We start from the raw sequence: 15,781 nt of genomic DNA, 5'->3' as shown, positions 1-15,781 counted from the left end.
GTGAATTAGTGAGTTAGTGAATTTAAATATTGAATTAGTGAGCTTAAATATAAAATTAGTGATCGATAAAATTTACTTTTTCCAATCACTAATTCACTAAATCGCTAATTCAAAATTAATTTATGCTTTCAGTTTAAATCCATCAGGATAATCCCTTTGGATGTATTGGTTCACGGCGTCAAAGTTGGTCACTTTCATGGCTTTGTTATCCCATAACAGTTTTACCTGACCGCCCTGGAGATCATGACCACGAACAGCCAAATTAGCCATCAACAAGGCCTCGGTAAGCGGACCAGCCTTATCAAATGATGAGCTCAGTTCGGTTTTACCATATCCGGCTAAACAACCTTCAACCCATTGCGCATAGTGGCCTTCGGCACCGCCCGGTACACGTTTCCATTTCTGAGGTGCGTTGGCGCTTGCAGTTAATGATTTCGGTAACAGTGTAGCCGCATCTGAATAAGTGCTGGCATACATTTTACCTTTTGTACCGATAAATAATGTACCATTACCTTCTTCACCGCCAAATTTTTCATTGGCTTCTAATTCAATAGGTCTTTCTGGTGTAATACCGCCATCCATCCAGTGCATGGTAACATCACCTTTTGTTTTCTCGGTTTTAGGGAAAGTTAAGGTAATGTGGCTTGATGGAGGACAGCTTTCAGGGAAGTGGCCTTGTTTAAACTCATCCACATACACACTGCCTACGCTGGCTTGTACATCTTTTACATATTGTAAACCCAACACGCGGAACGGAGCTTCAACCAAGTGGCAGCCCATATCGCCCAGGGCGCCGGTTCCGTAATCCCACCATCCGCGCCAGTTAAACGGCACCAGTTTATCTACGTAATCTTTTTTAGGCGCTGTACCCAACCACAGGTTCCAATCCAGTTCTTTTGGAATTTCTTTTGCCGGCTGAGGCCAGGCAATACCCTGAGGCCATACCGGACGGTTTGTCCAGCAGTAAATGGTATGCACATCACCAATCAAATCGGCATCATACCATTCCGACATTAAACGGGTACCATCATTTGATGATCCCTGGTTACCCATTTGGGTTACTACTTTATATTTCTTGGCAGCCTCGGTTAATAAACGAGCTTCCCAGATATCATGCGTTAATGGTTTTTGAACATACACGTGTTTGCCCAGTTGCATAGCATGGTAGGCAATTAAAGCGTGGTTATGATCTGGTGTAGACACTGATACCGCGTCGAAATGCTTCGACTCTTTATCATACATCTCGCGCCAATCTTTGTAATACTTGGCTTTAGGGAATTTAGCACGTGAATTTGCTGATCTTCTGTCGTCTACATCGCACAGAAAAGCGATCTCGGCTTTTCCGCTTTTGTAAAAGTTGGCAATATCGCTCTGGCCCTTACCGCCTGCGCCTACACCGGCAATAAGCAGTTTGTCGCTGGGTGCTGTAAAGCCTTTGCCGCCCAACACAAAACGTGGAACGATCATAAAACTTGCCGCGGCTAATGTGCCTTTTTTAAGGAAATCCCGTCTGGAGGCGTCGGGAGTACTTTTGTCCTGTTCTTCAGTCATTGGTTTGTATATTTTGGATATCCGGTTAATTAGATCTCGTTTTTCTTTAAGGCCTCAACCGCGTAGTTGGCTGCACGGGCGGTCATGGCCATATAAGTAAGTGATGGGTTCTGGCATGCGGCCGAGGTCATGAATGAACCATCGGTAACAAATACGTTTTTGGCATCCCAAACCTGGTTCCACTGGTTCAGTACCGATGTTTTTGGATCGCGGCCCATACGTGCGGTTCCCATTTCATGAATACCACGGCCCAGGTATGGGTTTTTGCTGCTTGTTTGTACATTTTTAACACCTGCGGCCTCCAGCATGGCTTTACCTTCGCTTTCCATAGCGATACGCATTTTTTTCTCGTTGTCTTTCAGTTCCGCGTCAATAGCGATAACCGGAAGGCCCCATTTATCTTTTTTGGTTTTATCGATGAAAACCTTATTGTCATGGTAAGGCAGGGTTTCGCCAAAACCACCCATACCAACAGACCATGAGCCTGGTTCGGTTAAGGCATCTTTAAAGGCTCCGCCAATGCTCAGTTCGGCAATGTCACGGCTCCATCCTTCGCGGCTTGCACCACCCTGGTAACCAAAACCACGTATAAAATCGCGTTTATCGTTACCCAGATTGGCAAAACGGGGAATATAAAATCCGTTTGCACGGCGCCCGAAGTAGTACTTATCCTCATAGCCCTCTACATGGCCCCAGGCATTAACATTTAAGTGGTGATCCATCAGGTTATGACCCAGTTCGCCGCTGCTGCTGCCTAAACCACCTTCCCAAACATCATTTGCCGAGTTCATCAGGATCCAGGCAGAGTTAATGGTAGATGCATTCAGGAACACAACTTTGGCAAAATACTCATAGGTTTTGTTGGTTTCGGCATCCAGTACCTCTACACCTTTGGCTTTTTTGGTATCCTTATCATACAAGATTTTGGTTACGATTGACCACGGCCGAACGGTTAAATTACCCGTAGCCATAGCCGCTGGCAAAGTAGCCGATTGTGTACTGAAATAAGCGCCAAACGGACAACCCAACCAACATTTGTTACGGTACTGGCAATTAGTACGGTTATTATGTGGCACGGTGATATTGGCTGTACGACCAATGATCATGGCCCGCTCTTCTTTATAATATTCTTTTAAACGTTTGGCTACATCTTTTTCAACCACGTTCATTTCCATGGGCGGCATAAAATCGCCATCCGGTAAAATGGCCAGGCCATCTTTATTGCCAGATATACCTGCAAACTTTTCGGCATAGCTGTACCACGGGGCGATATCTTTATAACGGATAGGCCAATCCACAGCGATACCATCTTTCAGGTTGGCTTCAAAATCAACATCGGCCCAACGGTATGATTGCCTGCCCCACATGAGTGAACGGCCGCCCACGTGATAACCACGGAACCAGTCAAATCTTTTAACCTCGGTATATGGACTGTCTTTATCACTTGCCCAATAATCAAGGTTGGTTTCATTAAGCGGATAATCCCGCTGTAATACCGGGTAATCTTCGATCATTTTTTGCGTACGCCCACCACGATGCGGGAATTCCCACGGCGCTTTGTTAGCGTTCACATAATCCTTAATGTGCTCGATATTACGACCACGCTCCAGCATAATGGTTTTTAAACCTTTTTCTGTTAGTTCCTTGGCAGCCCACCCGCCTGAGATTCCTGAGCCAATGACTATAGCGTCATAAGTGTTTGCAGACATATTTATTCGGTTAAAATGAAATTGTTTAATACTTGGTTATCCGGCTAAATGTATGAATAAAAATTATTTTACAATATGTCATTGTGTTTTTTTTACACATTGAAATAATTTAATTCGGTTTATCAATTTAAGTTTTTTGGCCTGGCATTTAGGAACTCATATTCCCACAAGCCTAAAGTAAAATCACTCTATTATATTACCTATTTGTATACCGAAAATTTAAAATAAAAACACATTTAAAAAACACAAAGTATTATATATCAATAAGTTTTAAAAAAACAGGATCAAAAAAATATAAATACAATTTAAGCTGTATCTTCACCTGTATATCCTCTTTTTTTACTTCATTAACAGCATTTTGGTTGCATAAACTGTAAAAGCTACATTTTTTGGCAGCCATACGCCTGTACATATTTTGGTAAATTGTTTTAGCAAAACCTTGTTAAATATGTCAGTGACCATTTGATGCAAACATTTTTTATTATTTAACTGGGGTGTCGGGCCTATAAAAGATTTCCAAACTTAATAATTTTCACTACTAAAAAAAGAGTAGGTCTGGAAATTTATTGCCTTGGTGAAATTACCTTAATAATATCAATAACCCCATTTTTTCATGGTTTGTAAATCAATTTTTACACAATCAACCGGGTCTTTTCCCTGGTAAGCTTCCTGCTCAATGATAAACAGAACCGTGCCCCCTTTTTTGCTAGCCGCCTTTACAATTTCTTTAACCGGCAATACCCCTTGACCCAGTATCGTGCTTTCGGTATCATCACCATCGGCTCTTGGTGCTACTTTGATCTCGTCCTTAACATGCAGCGATTCAAAACGACCCGGATATTTATTAATAAAATCAAGCGCTACACCACCGGTGCTAAACATATTGCCAACATCCATTTGCTGAGCTACCAGTTTTGGATCGGTATTCTGGATGATAAAATCATACAGGGTAATATCCCCTACCTTGGTGCTGATCTCAAAGTTATGGTTATGATAGCCAAACTTCATCCCCGACTTTTGGCACAGTTCGCCGCTTTTGTTAAACTGCTCCATAAAGCGTTTTAATTTATCGGTATCATGGCGCAGACTTTCATCCAGCCATGGACTGATTACATAACGCTGACCAACAGTGGCGGCATCCTCTACCGTATATTTCCAGGCGTCGGTAAAATCGTTTTTGGCTTCGTCCCAGTGCTGGGCAGTCATTACCGTATGGCCGCTTGGCATTTTAAGTTCCAGATCGGTAAGTATCTTTTTAAATTCCTTGGGTGTAAAACCATAAAATTTACGATCAACATAGTTGGCATGCTCTACATGATGATAACCGGCGTCGGCCAGCTTTTTTAGCGTTCCTTTTGGGTCTACCTTCATGGCATCGCGTACGCTGTACAACTGTACACCCACACGTTGCAGGCGTTTTTGTGATGCCAGTAAACTATCGGGTAATAAAGCTGCGCCAGCTAAGGCTACTGCACTTGTTTTTAAAAATGATCTGCGGGAGGTTTGCATGGAAATGATATATTTAAGGTTATAATTGGGATATTTGATTAGAGTCAAGAAAACAATAATCAAGAGACAAGATAACTACATATTTTTCTTTTTAATTGCATTTAATTCAATTTATCATTCTGTCATCATAAAGGTGATTTTCGCATATTTTTCAATCTTCAATTTTTTCCTGGTTCTTGATTCTTATCTCTTGCCTCTTTATTGAGAGTTACTCACAAACGCAATGTGTTTACTATCTGGCGACCACGAAGGTGTGTTGATAGTACCCTGTCCGCCATACAAATAAGCCACCACTTTGGAAGGCCCACCACCTGCAGGCATCACCCTGATGAATACATGTTTATAAAAAGGGTGATCGCCGGGTTCTACCTCGTTTTTGAGGAAGGTGATGTAGCAGATCCACTTACCATCGGGCGATACATGCGGAAACCAGTTGTTATAATCATCGCTGGTGATCTGCGTTTGTTCGCTGCCATCGGCTTTCATACGCCAAACCTGCATCAGTCCGCTGCGTACCGAATTAAAATAAATGTATTTACCATCGGGTGTATACTCCGGACCATCATCCAAACCCGGACTATTGGTCAACCTTACTTCTTTGCCACCAACCGAAGGAATTCGGTATACATCAAATTCCCTATTACGTTCGCCGCAGAAAACGATGTACTTTCCATCAGGCGACCAGCCGTGCATATAGCTCGCGCCAACGCCTACAGCAGATATCCTCTTGGCCCTGCCTCCCGTAGCCGGCACAGTATACCCTATGGACGGCCCGCCATCTCCACTACTGATGGCCAGCATTTTTCCATCGAAAGATAAAACGTGATCGTTATTGTTATTTTTTGCCGGATCGGTGTTCAGCACAACAGGCTGCCTTGTTTTAAGGTTGAATTTATACAAAGAGCCTTCGCTATTATAAATAATTGATTGCCCGTCATGCATCCAGTTTGGCGCCTGTAATGATTTGGGAGATTGATAAACGACAGTACTGTTTTGCGTAGCCAGATCGAGCAATTCGATACTGCTGCCCAGGTATTGTTTGTATGGCACAAGCGTTGCCGGGGCAGGCACTACAATACGTACATTATTAAAGATGGCCTTTTCGGTAACATTGGCATTGTGCGAGCAGATGAATATGCCTACGTATACTTCGTCGCCCAGGTCAAGATCGCTTACTTCTTCGGTTACAAACATATCGCCTTTGCGCGCTACCGACATGGTATAGGTATTACCCTTCCGCTCCAGTTGTATCACATTGGCAGCGGTTATTGTTGATTTTTTCTCTTCGGTGATACCCCCTACCGTTTTGCGGTATTGTAAGGATGTTAAACCATCGCCATGAACAACCGCGTTGATATGTTTGGAGTTAGAATCGAGCGTACTGCGTATCATCAGTCCAATTTTGCGATGATCCTCAACACCTTTGCCTATAAAAGCGGCATTGGTGCGTAATATAAAATCGCCTTTTATGCGTTTCCACACAAAATGAAAAGCATCGCTTGTGGCCCAGATATTTGCGCCTGATCCTTCGAGGTGATACTGCTGCAATTTAGGATCGTATTGCACATTGCCCTGGTGTTTTACCAGACCTACATCGGTATGCCCGTCAAATATCCCGATTGCGGAAGCCTGAGCAATTGCCTTTTGGTTAACAAGAACAATAAAACAAAGCAGGCTAAAAAACAAAAACTGTATTTTATTACGCATGGATTAGGTGTTTATATTACACTATATAATTGGGTTCACTAAGTTATAAAATCCAATTGTAAATGGTATAGCATTATTTTATTCATATCATATATTTTACTTATCTGCCTTTATTTTATATGTGTGCTTTTAACAAAAAAAGGGAATGACAGCTAAGCTATCATTCCCTTTTAATTTTTTTCGTATTGGTTAATTATTACTCGGCTATAAATACAGATTTAACCGTTTGCGGATATTCGGCAATTGGCCCAGCAACTGGTTTCACGGTGCAGTACTCCAGCAGGAATTGTTTTTTGGAATCGCGGTACGAACTTACTGCCCCTATCATACTTAAAAATTTAATATAACACCAGGCCAGATCAAGCTGGTGCGGTTTAAAACCAGAGCGGGCGCTTTTGGGGAACAGGTGGTGGTTATTATGCCATTCGCCGGCCACATAACCCGGCCATAGCTGATTGATAGACATGTCTTCGCGGTTATGATCGATACCTTCGCGGCGTTTATCCTCGCCTTTGCCGTGGCCTTCGTAATTAAAAGTACGTACTCCAACAGCCCAGATACCTGCCGAACCAAAAACCGCGCAAGCCAGCGGCATACCACCCAAAAGGTAAAATGCCACAAACCAAAAGCCCCAGTTTAATATGATACCCAAGATAGTGCGGTATGGATTAGCAATGGTTCCCCATTTTTGATATTGTTTGTAGGTGTTAGGAATAACGCCCACATGCTTCATGAGATTAACGCATTTTTTATAACAGGCCTCGCCCATGTTGCGGGCAATGGGCTGGTGGTTTACATCGGCCAGGAAACAGTACATAAAACCGCCCTGGGCATTGTACGGATCGCCGGGCTGATCTGAAAGCGCGTGATGTACATGGTGCGATACCGCGTAGATCTCTTCGGGGATGATCTTTAATGTTAAATTTTGGGTAAAAAACCGCCAGAATTTATTTTTGAATGTATAGGCACTATGCGTACAATACCGGTGATGCCAAATGGTGCCATGCGTACCCATGATGATCATGCTGTAAACAAAAGCCACAATTAAACCGGTAAAGCTGAAATATTTAAATATAAACAGACCTAAAAAAGGCACCAAAGCCAATACCAGGAACCAGCTTAAAAACGAGAGCCAGTTTTTTTTGTCCTTAAATACGTTGAGTCTTGAAAAAAATTCTTTTACAATTTTGCCGTTAGAGGGTTTGGAGAGGTCACCATTTTCATCCGTCCAGCCGTATGAAGGCGGTTCAAGTACCGTGTTTAAAAAAGCCATTAAGTTTTGTGGGGATTAATAGTAAATAGTTTAAAGGGGATAGTTAGCGCTCACAATGTAGTGATATAATATCACCGAATTGTCATTTTCTAAAGATATATTATGTTGTGCCAAATCCCTGCTAAAACTTAAACCCTTTTCGGAGTATTCCTTCGAGTTGTAAGTAGGATTGACAATAGGTAGGGGTAACGAATGTGTGTGTTGATTAGTGACGGTGAAGTCCTTCCATTTAATGCAGGTTAATTGTTGCAGAGCACAGGTATTAAACTTAACACCTATAGTTTAAACTCCGAACCTGATACTTTATTTCATCTAATGTCAAATAAATGTCACCGTTGATGTTTTTGATTACGTTGATTTTGTCTGAACCTTGATTGACATGATTTAGGGATTCCCAGGATTTCCTGCTTAACATAATGTCCTTTTGCCTTTTGCCTTTTGCCTTTTGCCTTTTGCCTTTTGCCTTTTGCCTTTTGCCTTTTGCCTTTTGACTTTTGCCTTTTGACTTTTGACTTTTGCCTTTTGACTTTTGACTTTTGACTTTTGACTTTTGACTTTAAAAACCCTATTCCCCTGCTACCAGGCAGCGTTCGCCCATGAGCATGGCGATGCAATGTTCGTAATTATCGGGCATCTGGATCTGTTCTACTTCCTGCATATAGCTTTGTTTGATCTCCTTGCGCCGGCGCGATTCGATAAAACGCCTCACCTGCTCGCGGTTTTCCAATATCAGGCCGGGTACCTTTACAGGTTTGTTGTTCTCGTCCTTAGCAACCATGGTAAAGTAGCTGGTATTGGTGTGCATTACCGAATTATTCTTGATGTTTTCCGATACCACGCGGATACCCACCACCAGGGAAGTTTTACCCACATAATTAACCGATGCCATGAGGGATACCAGTTCGCCGACTTCTACCGGCTGCAAAAAATCCACCGTATCAATAGAGGCGGTTACGCAGTAATTCCCGGCATGTTTAGCGGCACATACATAAGCCACCTTATCCATCAGCGACAGCAAAATGCCCCCATGTATCTTGCCCCCAAAATTGGAGTAGGAAGGTATCATCAGTTCGGTGATGGTAGTTTGAGAAAAACTTACCGTTTTGTAATCAGATTGATCGGTGAGCGCTGTCATGCGTAGTTTTTGTTATAAGTTCGTTACAAGTTTAAGCATCAAAATGGTAATTTCTGCAACAATAGTATTACACACATTTAATATATTAAACTTAATTAAATCTTTATGGTCTTTTGTATTCATTAAACCTGCACTATGACCAAACACCTACTACTTATTCTCCTTTGTTCTTTATGCATAACGCAGACCCTGGCGCAGCAAAGCCGCAAGGTGAGCGGCACCGTTGTAGACAGTGTTGGCGCGGTGCCCGGTGTTAACATCAAGCTAATATCTGATAAAGATAGCCTTACCGCGGCTACCGGCGTGGGCGGTGCGTTTAGCTTCCCGGCAGTTAACTCAAAAAATTTTAAAATAACGGTAAGCGGCATTGGCTATCAAACCCTGATACGCCGTTATGTAATGGATAATGACACCAAACCTATTAAGCTCGATCCGATAAAAATTCAGGTTCAAACCAACTTTTTAAAGACGGTGCATGTGGTTGCCGAGGCCAATCCCATTACTATTAAGGAGGACACGGTTGAATATAAAGCCAGTGCCTACAAAGTACGTGAGGGGTCGCCGGTGGAAGACCTGCTAAAAAAACTACCCGGTGTAACTGTGGATAAGGACGGTAACGTAACGGCACATGGCAAGCAGGTAACCAAAGTACGGGTTAACGGTAAGGATTATTTTACCGGCGATGTGCAAACCGCCACCCAAAATCTGCCCGCTGACATTGTTGATGCAATACAGGTAATTGATGATTACGGCGATCAGGCCAACCTTACCGGTATTAAAACCGGCGACCCCGACAAGATCCTGAATATTACCATACAGAAGAGCAAAAACCGGGGCAACTTTGGGCAGGGAAGCATAGGTGTAGGTAATGACGATAAATACCAGGCGCGCCTATCGGCCAATACGTTCATGGATACCCGGCAGATAGCCCTTATCGGCACACTCAACAACACCAATACCAACTCCTTTAACCTGGGTGGTGGCGGCGGTGGTGGTGGCAGAGGCGGCGGCGGTGGCTCGCAGATCAGTACGGCCAATGGTATTACCACCAACAGGTCTGTCGGTACCAATTACCGTGACGACTGGGGTAAAAAAATCACCGTTTACGGCAGTTACAGCTTTGCCGATAAAGACCGCGATCAGACCAGCACTACGGTGCAGCAAAACGTATTTCAATCGGGTACACTCATCAACAACGATAACAGCGACAACAGGAATCACGGTGTAAACCACCGCTTTGATTTTAATATGGAGTACAAGATCGATACCTCCAATTACCTCAAGGTAAATCCCAGTTTTTCATACGGCATATCCAACACCATCAGCACCGATACCTTTAGCAATAGCCGCAATGGCACACTGGTAACTGGTAACGAACTGGCTTTAACCAACTCTACCCCCAAAAGCGGGGGCATCAATATATTGTACAATCATAAGTTTCATAAAAAAGGGCGCAACTTCAGCGTGAGCGCCGGGCTGAGCTTGTCAGAAAGCGATCAGGGATTAAATGATCAGTACACTACCCGGCAGGATACCATCGTGACCCCGCTTTTCCAGCAAATCAACAGCAATAATAACTCGCGGCGGGCAAACGTACATTTATCTTATATCGAACCCATCGGCAAAACCACTTACCTGGAGGCCAACTATGGTTACAGCTATTCCAATACCGATAATAACCGCTACAATTACCGGGTTGATCCGGCAACGGGTAGCCAAACTTTTGTCGATTCACTCAGTACTATTTACAATTACCAGTTTATCACCAATCGCTTTGGTTTAAACATCCGGGGCATAGGCGCCAAATATAATTACACCATAGGTATGGCGGTGCAGCCATCAACGCTGGAAGGTGAATCGCACAACTTTCGCACCACCACCAATACCTTTAATGTGATACCAACGGCCAGGTTCATTTATAATTTTTCGCGCAACCATTCTTTCACCATCAATTACAGTGGTTCCAATAGTCAGCCTTCGTTTACGCAGTTACAGATTCAGCCCGATTATTCAAACCCGCAGAACCGGGTGTATGGCAACCCCGATCTGAAACCTTCATTTACCAATAACATCAACCTGCGCTATAATCAGTTTGATCTTACCAGCGGTAATTCGCTGTTCACCAACCTGTCGTTCTCCGAAACGCAGAACGCTATTGTCACCAACACTTCCCCGGTATCTATTGCAAGCGGCACCGGGACCGATCCAAACCAGCGCAACAACACCATACAGGAAACCCGGTACCTGAACACTAATGGTTTGTATAATATCAACGGTAACTATTCGTTTTCGAAACCATTTGCTCAACGCAAGTTCACCGTATCCTTAAACGGCGGCGCGGGTTATAACAACAACGTATCCTTTATCGAAAATCAGCGCAACATGGGTAAAAACTGGGTTTGGAACCAGGGACTGAAACTGAGGGTAGATATCGATAGCATTATGGATACCGAGGTAAGTGGCAATTACAGCGTCAATACCACCCGCTACAGCCTGCCATCATCCTTAAATACCGATGCCAGCACGTGGACGCTGGGGCTTGATGGCCGCAACTATTTCTTTTACAGCTGGGTGCTGGGTTATAACCTTACCCAAACCATTAACCATGGCTTTAGCAGTACGATAAAGGCCAACCCTACCCTGCTGAGCAGTTATGTTGAATACCAGTTCCTGGCCAAACACATCGCCTCCATACGTTTCCAGTCCTTTGATATTTTCGACGAAAACAAAGGCGTAAGCCGCACGGTATCCGGCAACCAGATCATTGATACGCGCACCAACCGGCTGGGCAGGTATTTTATGCTTTCATTTACCCTGCGTTTGCAAAAATTTAAAGGTAGTCGTCCTTCTGGTGGCGGTGGTGGTGGACGCCGGAATGGTGGTGGAGGCGGCGGTGGGCGCAGAGGTGGAGGTGGACGAGGCTAATTTATACGGCAGCGCTTTTGACATTACGTGAAACCTGTTTTATATTTACCAAAATTGAACTGCGTTGAAAATTATAACCTTATTTACCATCCTGTTTTTTTATTTTACTACCGGTTTTACACAGGAAACCGTGGTACGCAAACACCGTCTTACCGATCAGATAACCGAACGGATATCGGTACTTAAAAGCGATAAAAGCACACGACAGGGTTTATACCAGGCCCTTACCGAAAAAGATATTGCCGTGGCCAGCGGTAATTTTGATAAAGACAAAAAGGTTGGTGTATGGCATTTTTATGATCCACAGGGCCACCTGCTTCAAAATTACGACTACACTAAAAAGTCATTACAATTTGAGGCCGTTGAAGACACCACCTCAAACCTTAGGTATTTTGTAGATAAGGTACTAACCGACTCCGACCGTACAACCAAACCTATTAAAGCAGGGGGGCGTTATTTTGGCTATTTGCCCTATCTTAAAGTATTTAAACTCCCAAACGAACTCATGGGCATCAGTCGTAATGCATCTTATGCGGTTATTGAATTGCTCGTAAGCCCGGGCGGTCGACTGGCCGATTTTAAGGTACACTTATTCAGCGGGCTTAATTACCATAGAGTATTTAACCTGCGTACCGATATGCCCAACGAAGAAGACAAGATATTTATTCCCGCCACCCTAAACGGCGAACCCATAGGCTGCCGCATCATGATGAGGTGTTATATTGATAATGACGGAGGACTGGAAATTTAAGGCAATTAGTGAATTATTGATTAAGTGAATTGGTGATTAAGCTTCGAAAGTTGTCTGAACCATGATTAACTCCGTTGAGGGCTACGCCGTTTTTAGGATTTTTTACGAGTTAATTTTACTTAAAAAATTTGTCATCCCGAGGAACGAAGGATCTACTCGTAAGCAGGCATATCGCATAATAGATGCTTCACTCCGTTCAGCATGACAAAGGAGTTGTACAAAATACAGTTTTCTTTCTTTCCGTTCGGTCAGCAGAACAGCTTCGGGCGAAAGCGGGCAGAACAATGGTGGCCTGTGCGGCTGCAGGGGCATAGCAAGTTTTTGCTGAAGCCTAGGGTTGTGGGAACAAAGTTGGGCAAAATAATTGCAGCCCGTGGTTCTGACTGATTTGCAGGACAAAGGCATTGTGCGTAAAGAAGCATTTCTCCTGAAAGCCCTTTGGTTACTTTGTGGCTACAAAGTAACTGGCCCTCCCGCGCGGCCAAGAGCGGGTATACGCCTGGCTCAGCAGCTCTGTAAAGTATGCGATTGCCACGCTTCGCAATGACATATTTAAAAAAAATGCCGGGCATAAACCCGGCGTTTTCTTATCTATTTTATATCAATAAAATTAGTGAGCGTGATGACCATCCGGACCATGTGCATGGCCGTGTGATAATTCTTCCGGAGTAGCCGGACGTACATTCAGGATGTTACCTTTAAAATGCAGTTCCTGGCCAGCCATCGGATGGTTAAGGTCAACAATAACAGCATCTTCTGCTACCGATACTACCTGCGCCTGGAAACGGTTTCCCTGGTTATCCTGTAAAGGCAAAATGCTGCCGATCTCAGGAATTTCCTGACCCTGGAACATTTCTTTAGGCAGGTTAGCTACAGCTTCCTGATCATATTCGCCATAAGCATCAGCTGCAGACAGACGAAACTCATAAGCATCACCGGTTGACAGCGTGCTCAGGTTTTCTTCAAATTTAGGCAGCATCTGGCCAGCGCCGAATAAAAAGGTTAATGGTTGTTCTTGCGTGGCGCTTTCAGCTAAAACTTCGGCTCCGTCGCGGTCAACATACAAATCGTAAGTTAATGATACTACGTGTTGTGGTTCAATCTTCATTGTAAAGTATTTTTTAAATAAGCAATCAGGCCTCAATTTGTTTTAAAGCATCGGCCGTATTATTGGCAGGTAATCCGCAGGTTTTATCTTTACAAACAAAAATTTGTGTTGATTGACCAAACTTATCCTGCAACAAAGGTAAACTTCCTTTTTTACCTCCCAAGATTATTTTGTTCGGGATGTAATTATTTTCGATTTCCTTTCGCACAGTTTCGGCTTCGTTGCCTGTTATCGCCACCTCATAAATACCAAACACTTCATCCAGCAATAATAGGGTCCAGTTTGAATAGGCTGTACCATATTTAGCCAGTTGCGGCATAATGTTGCGTAACAGCTGCGCCGAAACCGCTGCATAGCTTTCGTTATCAAAAAGCAAGCCTAACTTTTTCAGGTTGATGGCCATGGCCGAATTACTGGCCGGCGTTACCCCGTCCATGATCTCCGATTTACGGGCTATCAACTGCTCGTCATCATCGGCAGTATAAAAAAAGATGCCGTTTATTTCATCATAATAATGCTCTATAGCGGCGTCGGTCAGTTTTTTTGCCTGCTGTAACCACTGTTCATCAAAAGTAACTTCGTATAAGGCGATGAACCCATCGATGATATTGGCATAATCATCCAAAAACGCTACTGAAGCCTCGCCTGTCGTATTGACATTATAAACTCTTGATATCCTGCTATTTTGACTTATCAAATTAGCGGAGATAAACCCGGCATTCTGTAAAGCCAGCTCCAGGTATCTGGGATTATTAAACGCACGGTAAGCCTGGCATAAGCCCTTTAGCATTAGTCCGTTCCATGAGGCTAGTATTTTATTATCCAGCCCCGGCCTTACCCGGTGCCGGCGAAATTCAAATACTTTTTTGCGCGAAGCTTTGATTCGCAGCAGCAGGTCATCCACCCCTAAGCCTAATTTTTCGGCCAGGTCTTCATCACTTTCCCGGCGGAACAATACGTTGGAATGTTCCTCTTCCCAATTGCCATCATCGGTAATATGGTAGTAAATACAGAACAGTTCGGCATCATCTTCACCGAGGATCTCTTCAATTTCCTTTTGGGTAAAAATGTAAAACTTACCCTCTACACCCTCGCTATCAGCATCCAGGGCCGAGTAAAAACCCGACTCCGGCGATGCCAGTTCGCGGGTAGAAAAGGCAATGATCTCGTCTACTACCTGTTCATAAAGCGCATCCGGACTCCAGGTATATGCTTCGGCATACAGGCTGATGAGCTGGGCATTATCATACAGCATTTTTTCGAAATGGGGTACGTGCCAGCGACCATCAACCGAGTAGCGGGCAAAACCGCCGCCTATATGATCATAAATACCGCCGAAGGCCATTTTATGTAGCGTAAGCTTTACCTGGGCGGCTACCTCCTCGTCCTTCATCAGGTGGGCATAACGCATCAGCAGCAGCCAGTTATTCGGCATGGGGAATTTGGGTGCGTTGCCGGTGCCTCCTTCGTACTGGTCAAAATAACGTTTCCAGTTATCGCCGATCAATTCAAGATCAGCCTTAGTATATTCAGGTTGCTCCGCTACAAATTGTACCGATTCATAGTTTTGGATGCCTTCGGTGAGGCGCACAGCGTATTCCTCGGCCTCTTCGGGCTTTTGTTTATAAAAATCGGCCAGGTTAAATAATAAGGATGTCCAATCGTTTTTGCGGAAGTAAGTACCGCCGTAAATAGGGCGTTGATCGGGCAGGCAGATACAGTTCAGCGGCCAGCCTCCCCGGCCGCTCATGAGCTGTACGGCACTCATATAGATCTGGTCGACATCGGGGCGCTCTTCCCTGTCCACCTTAATACAAACAAAATATTCGTTCATCACGGCAGCCACAGCTTCGTCCTCAAAACTTTCGTGCTCCATTACATGGCACCAGTGGCAGGCCGAGTAGCCGATACTCACCAGGATGAGCTTATTTTCGGCTTTAGCCTTATCCAGGGCCTCTTTACCCCAAGGATACCAGTTTACCGGGTTGTTGGCATGTTGTAATAAATATGGTGACGAAGAGTTAGCCAGGCGATTCATAACAGATGTATTATTTGATAGCAAAGATGCGGATATTAAATGTACCTATAAAACCATCCGTAGTAACTTCAAAGG

Annotated in this window: 10 protein-coding genes; 2 read left to right on the top strand and 8 right to left on the bottom strand. The window is 44.0% G+C overall.

Annotation, left to right across the window (positions count from 1 at the left end; translation table 11 throughout):
- Positions 1–120: 120 nt before the first annotated feature.
- The 6 genes from FHW89_RS20315 to FHW89_RS20290 form a co-directional block, all read right to left on the bottom strand.
- The gene (locus FHW89_RS20315; protein WP_172336869.1) at positions 121–1,551 is read right to left on the bottom strand and encodes a Gfo/Idh/MocA family protein; all 1,431 of its coding nucleotides are present in this window, start codon (positions 1,549–1,551) and stop codon (positions 121–123) included.
- 29 nt (positions 1,552–1,580) lie between these two features.
- Positions 1,581–3,260, bottom strand: coding sequence for a GMC oxidoreductase (locus tag FHW89_RS20310; protein WP_172336868.1), 1,680 nt, complete (start codon positions 3,258–3,260; stop codon positions 1,581–1,583).
- 594 nt (positions 3,261–3,854) lie between these two features.
- Positions 3,855–4,769 carry a sugar phosphate isomerase/epimerase gene (locus FHW89_RS20305; RefSeq protein WP_172336867.1) on the bottom strand — a complete coding sequence of 305 codons (915 nt, stop codon included), beginning with the start codon at positions 4,767–4,769 and terminating at the stop codon, positions 3,855–3,857.
- Between the two features lie 198 nt (positions 4,770–4,967).
- Positions 4,968–6,476 (bottom strand): PD40 domain-containing protein, encoded by a 1,509-nt coding sequence (locus FHW89_RS20300; RefSeq protein ID WP_172336866.1) that lies wholly within the window; start codon positions 6,474–6,476, stop codon positions 4,968–4,970.
- 196 nt (positions 6,477–6,672) lie between these two features.
- On the bottom strand, positions 6,673–7,749 hold the full coding sequence (locus FHW89_RS20295; protein WP_172336865.1) for a fatty acid desaturase: 1,077 nt from the start codon (positions 7,747–7,749) through the stop codon (positions 6,673–6,675).
- A 565-nt stretch (positions 7,750–8,314) separates the two neighbouring features.
- Positions 8,315–8,884, bottom strand: a complete 570-nt coding sequence (locus FHW89_RS20290; protein WP_172336864.1) for an acyl-CoA thioesterase — start codon at positions 8,882–8,884, stop codon at positions 8,315–8,317.
- 135 nt (positions 8,885–9,019) lie between these two features.
- On the opposite strand from FHW89_RS20290, the gene FHW89_RS20285 reads away from it, so the two are divergent.
- The gene (locus tag FHW89_RS20285) at positions 9,020–11,809 is read left to right on the top strand and encodes a TonB-dependent receptor (protein ID WP_172336863.1); all 2,790 of its coding nucleotides are present in this window, start codon (positions 9,020–9,022) and stop codon (positions 11,807–11,809) included.
- Between the two features lie 64 nt (positions 11,810–11,873).
- Entirely contained in the window at positions 11,874–12,560 is a 687-nt protein-coding gene (locus tag FHW89_RS20280) for a hypothetical protein (protein ID WP_172336862.1), read from the top strand.
- A gap of 610 nt (positions 12,561–13,170) precedes the next feature.
- On the opposite strand, the gene FHW89_RS20275 is transcribed toward FHW89_RS20280, so the two are convergent.
- On the bottom strand, positions 13,171–13,668 hold the full coding sequence (locus FHW89_RS20275) for a peptidylprolyl isomerase (protein WP_172336861.1): 498 nt from the start codon (positions 13,666–13,668) through the stop codon (positions 13,171–13,173).
- Positions 13,669–13,693: 25 nt separating this feature from the next.
- The gene (locus tag FHW89_RS20270; RefSeq protein WP_172336860.1) at positions 13,694–15,706 is read right to left on the bottom strand and encodes a thioredoxin domain-containing protein; all 2,013 of its coding nucleotides are present in this window, start codon (positions 15,704–15,706) and stop codon (positions 13,694–13,696) included.
- Positions 15,707–15,781 lie beyond the last annotated feature (75 nt).

It is taken from the genome of Mucilaginibacter sp. SG564, from assembly GCF_013149275.1.
Lineage (GTDB): Bacteria > Bacteroidota > Bacteroidia > Sphingobacteriales > Sphingobacteriaceae > Mucilaginibacter.
The sequence above is the reverse complement of the archived record's forward strand: the minus strand, read 5'-3'. Positions and strand labels throughout refer to the sequence as shown.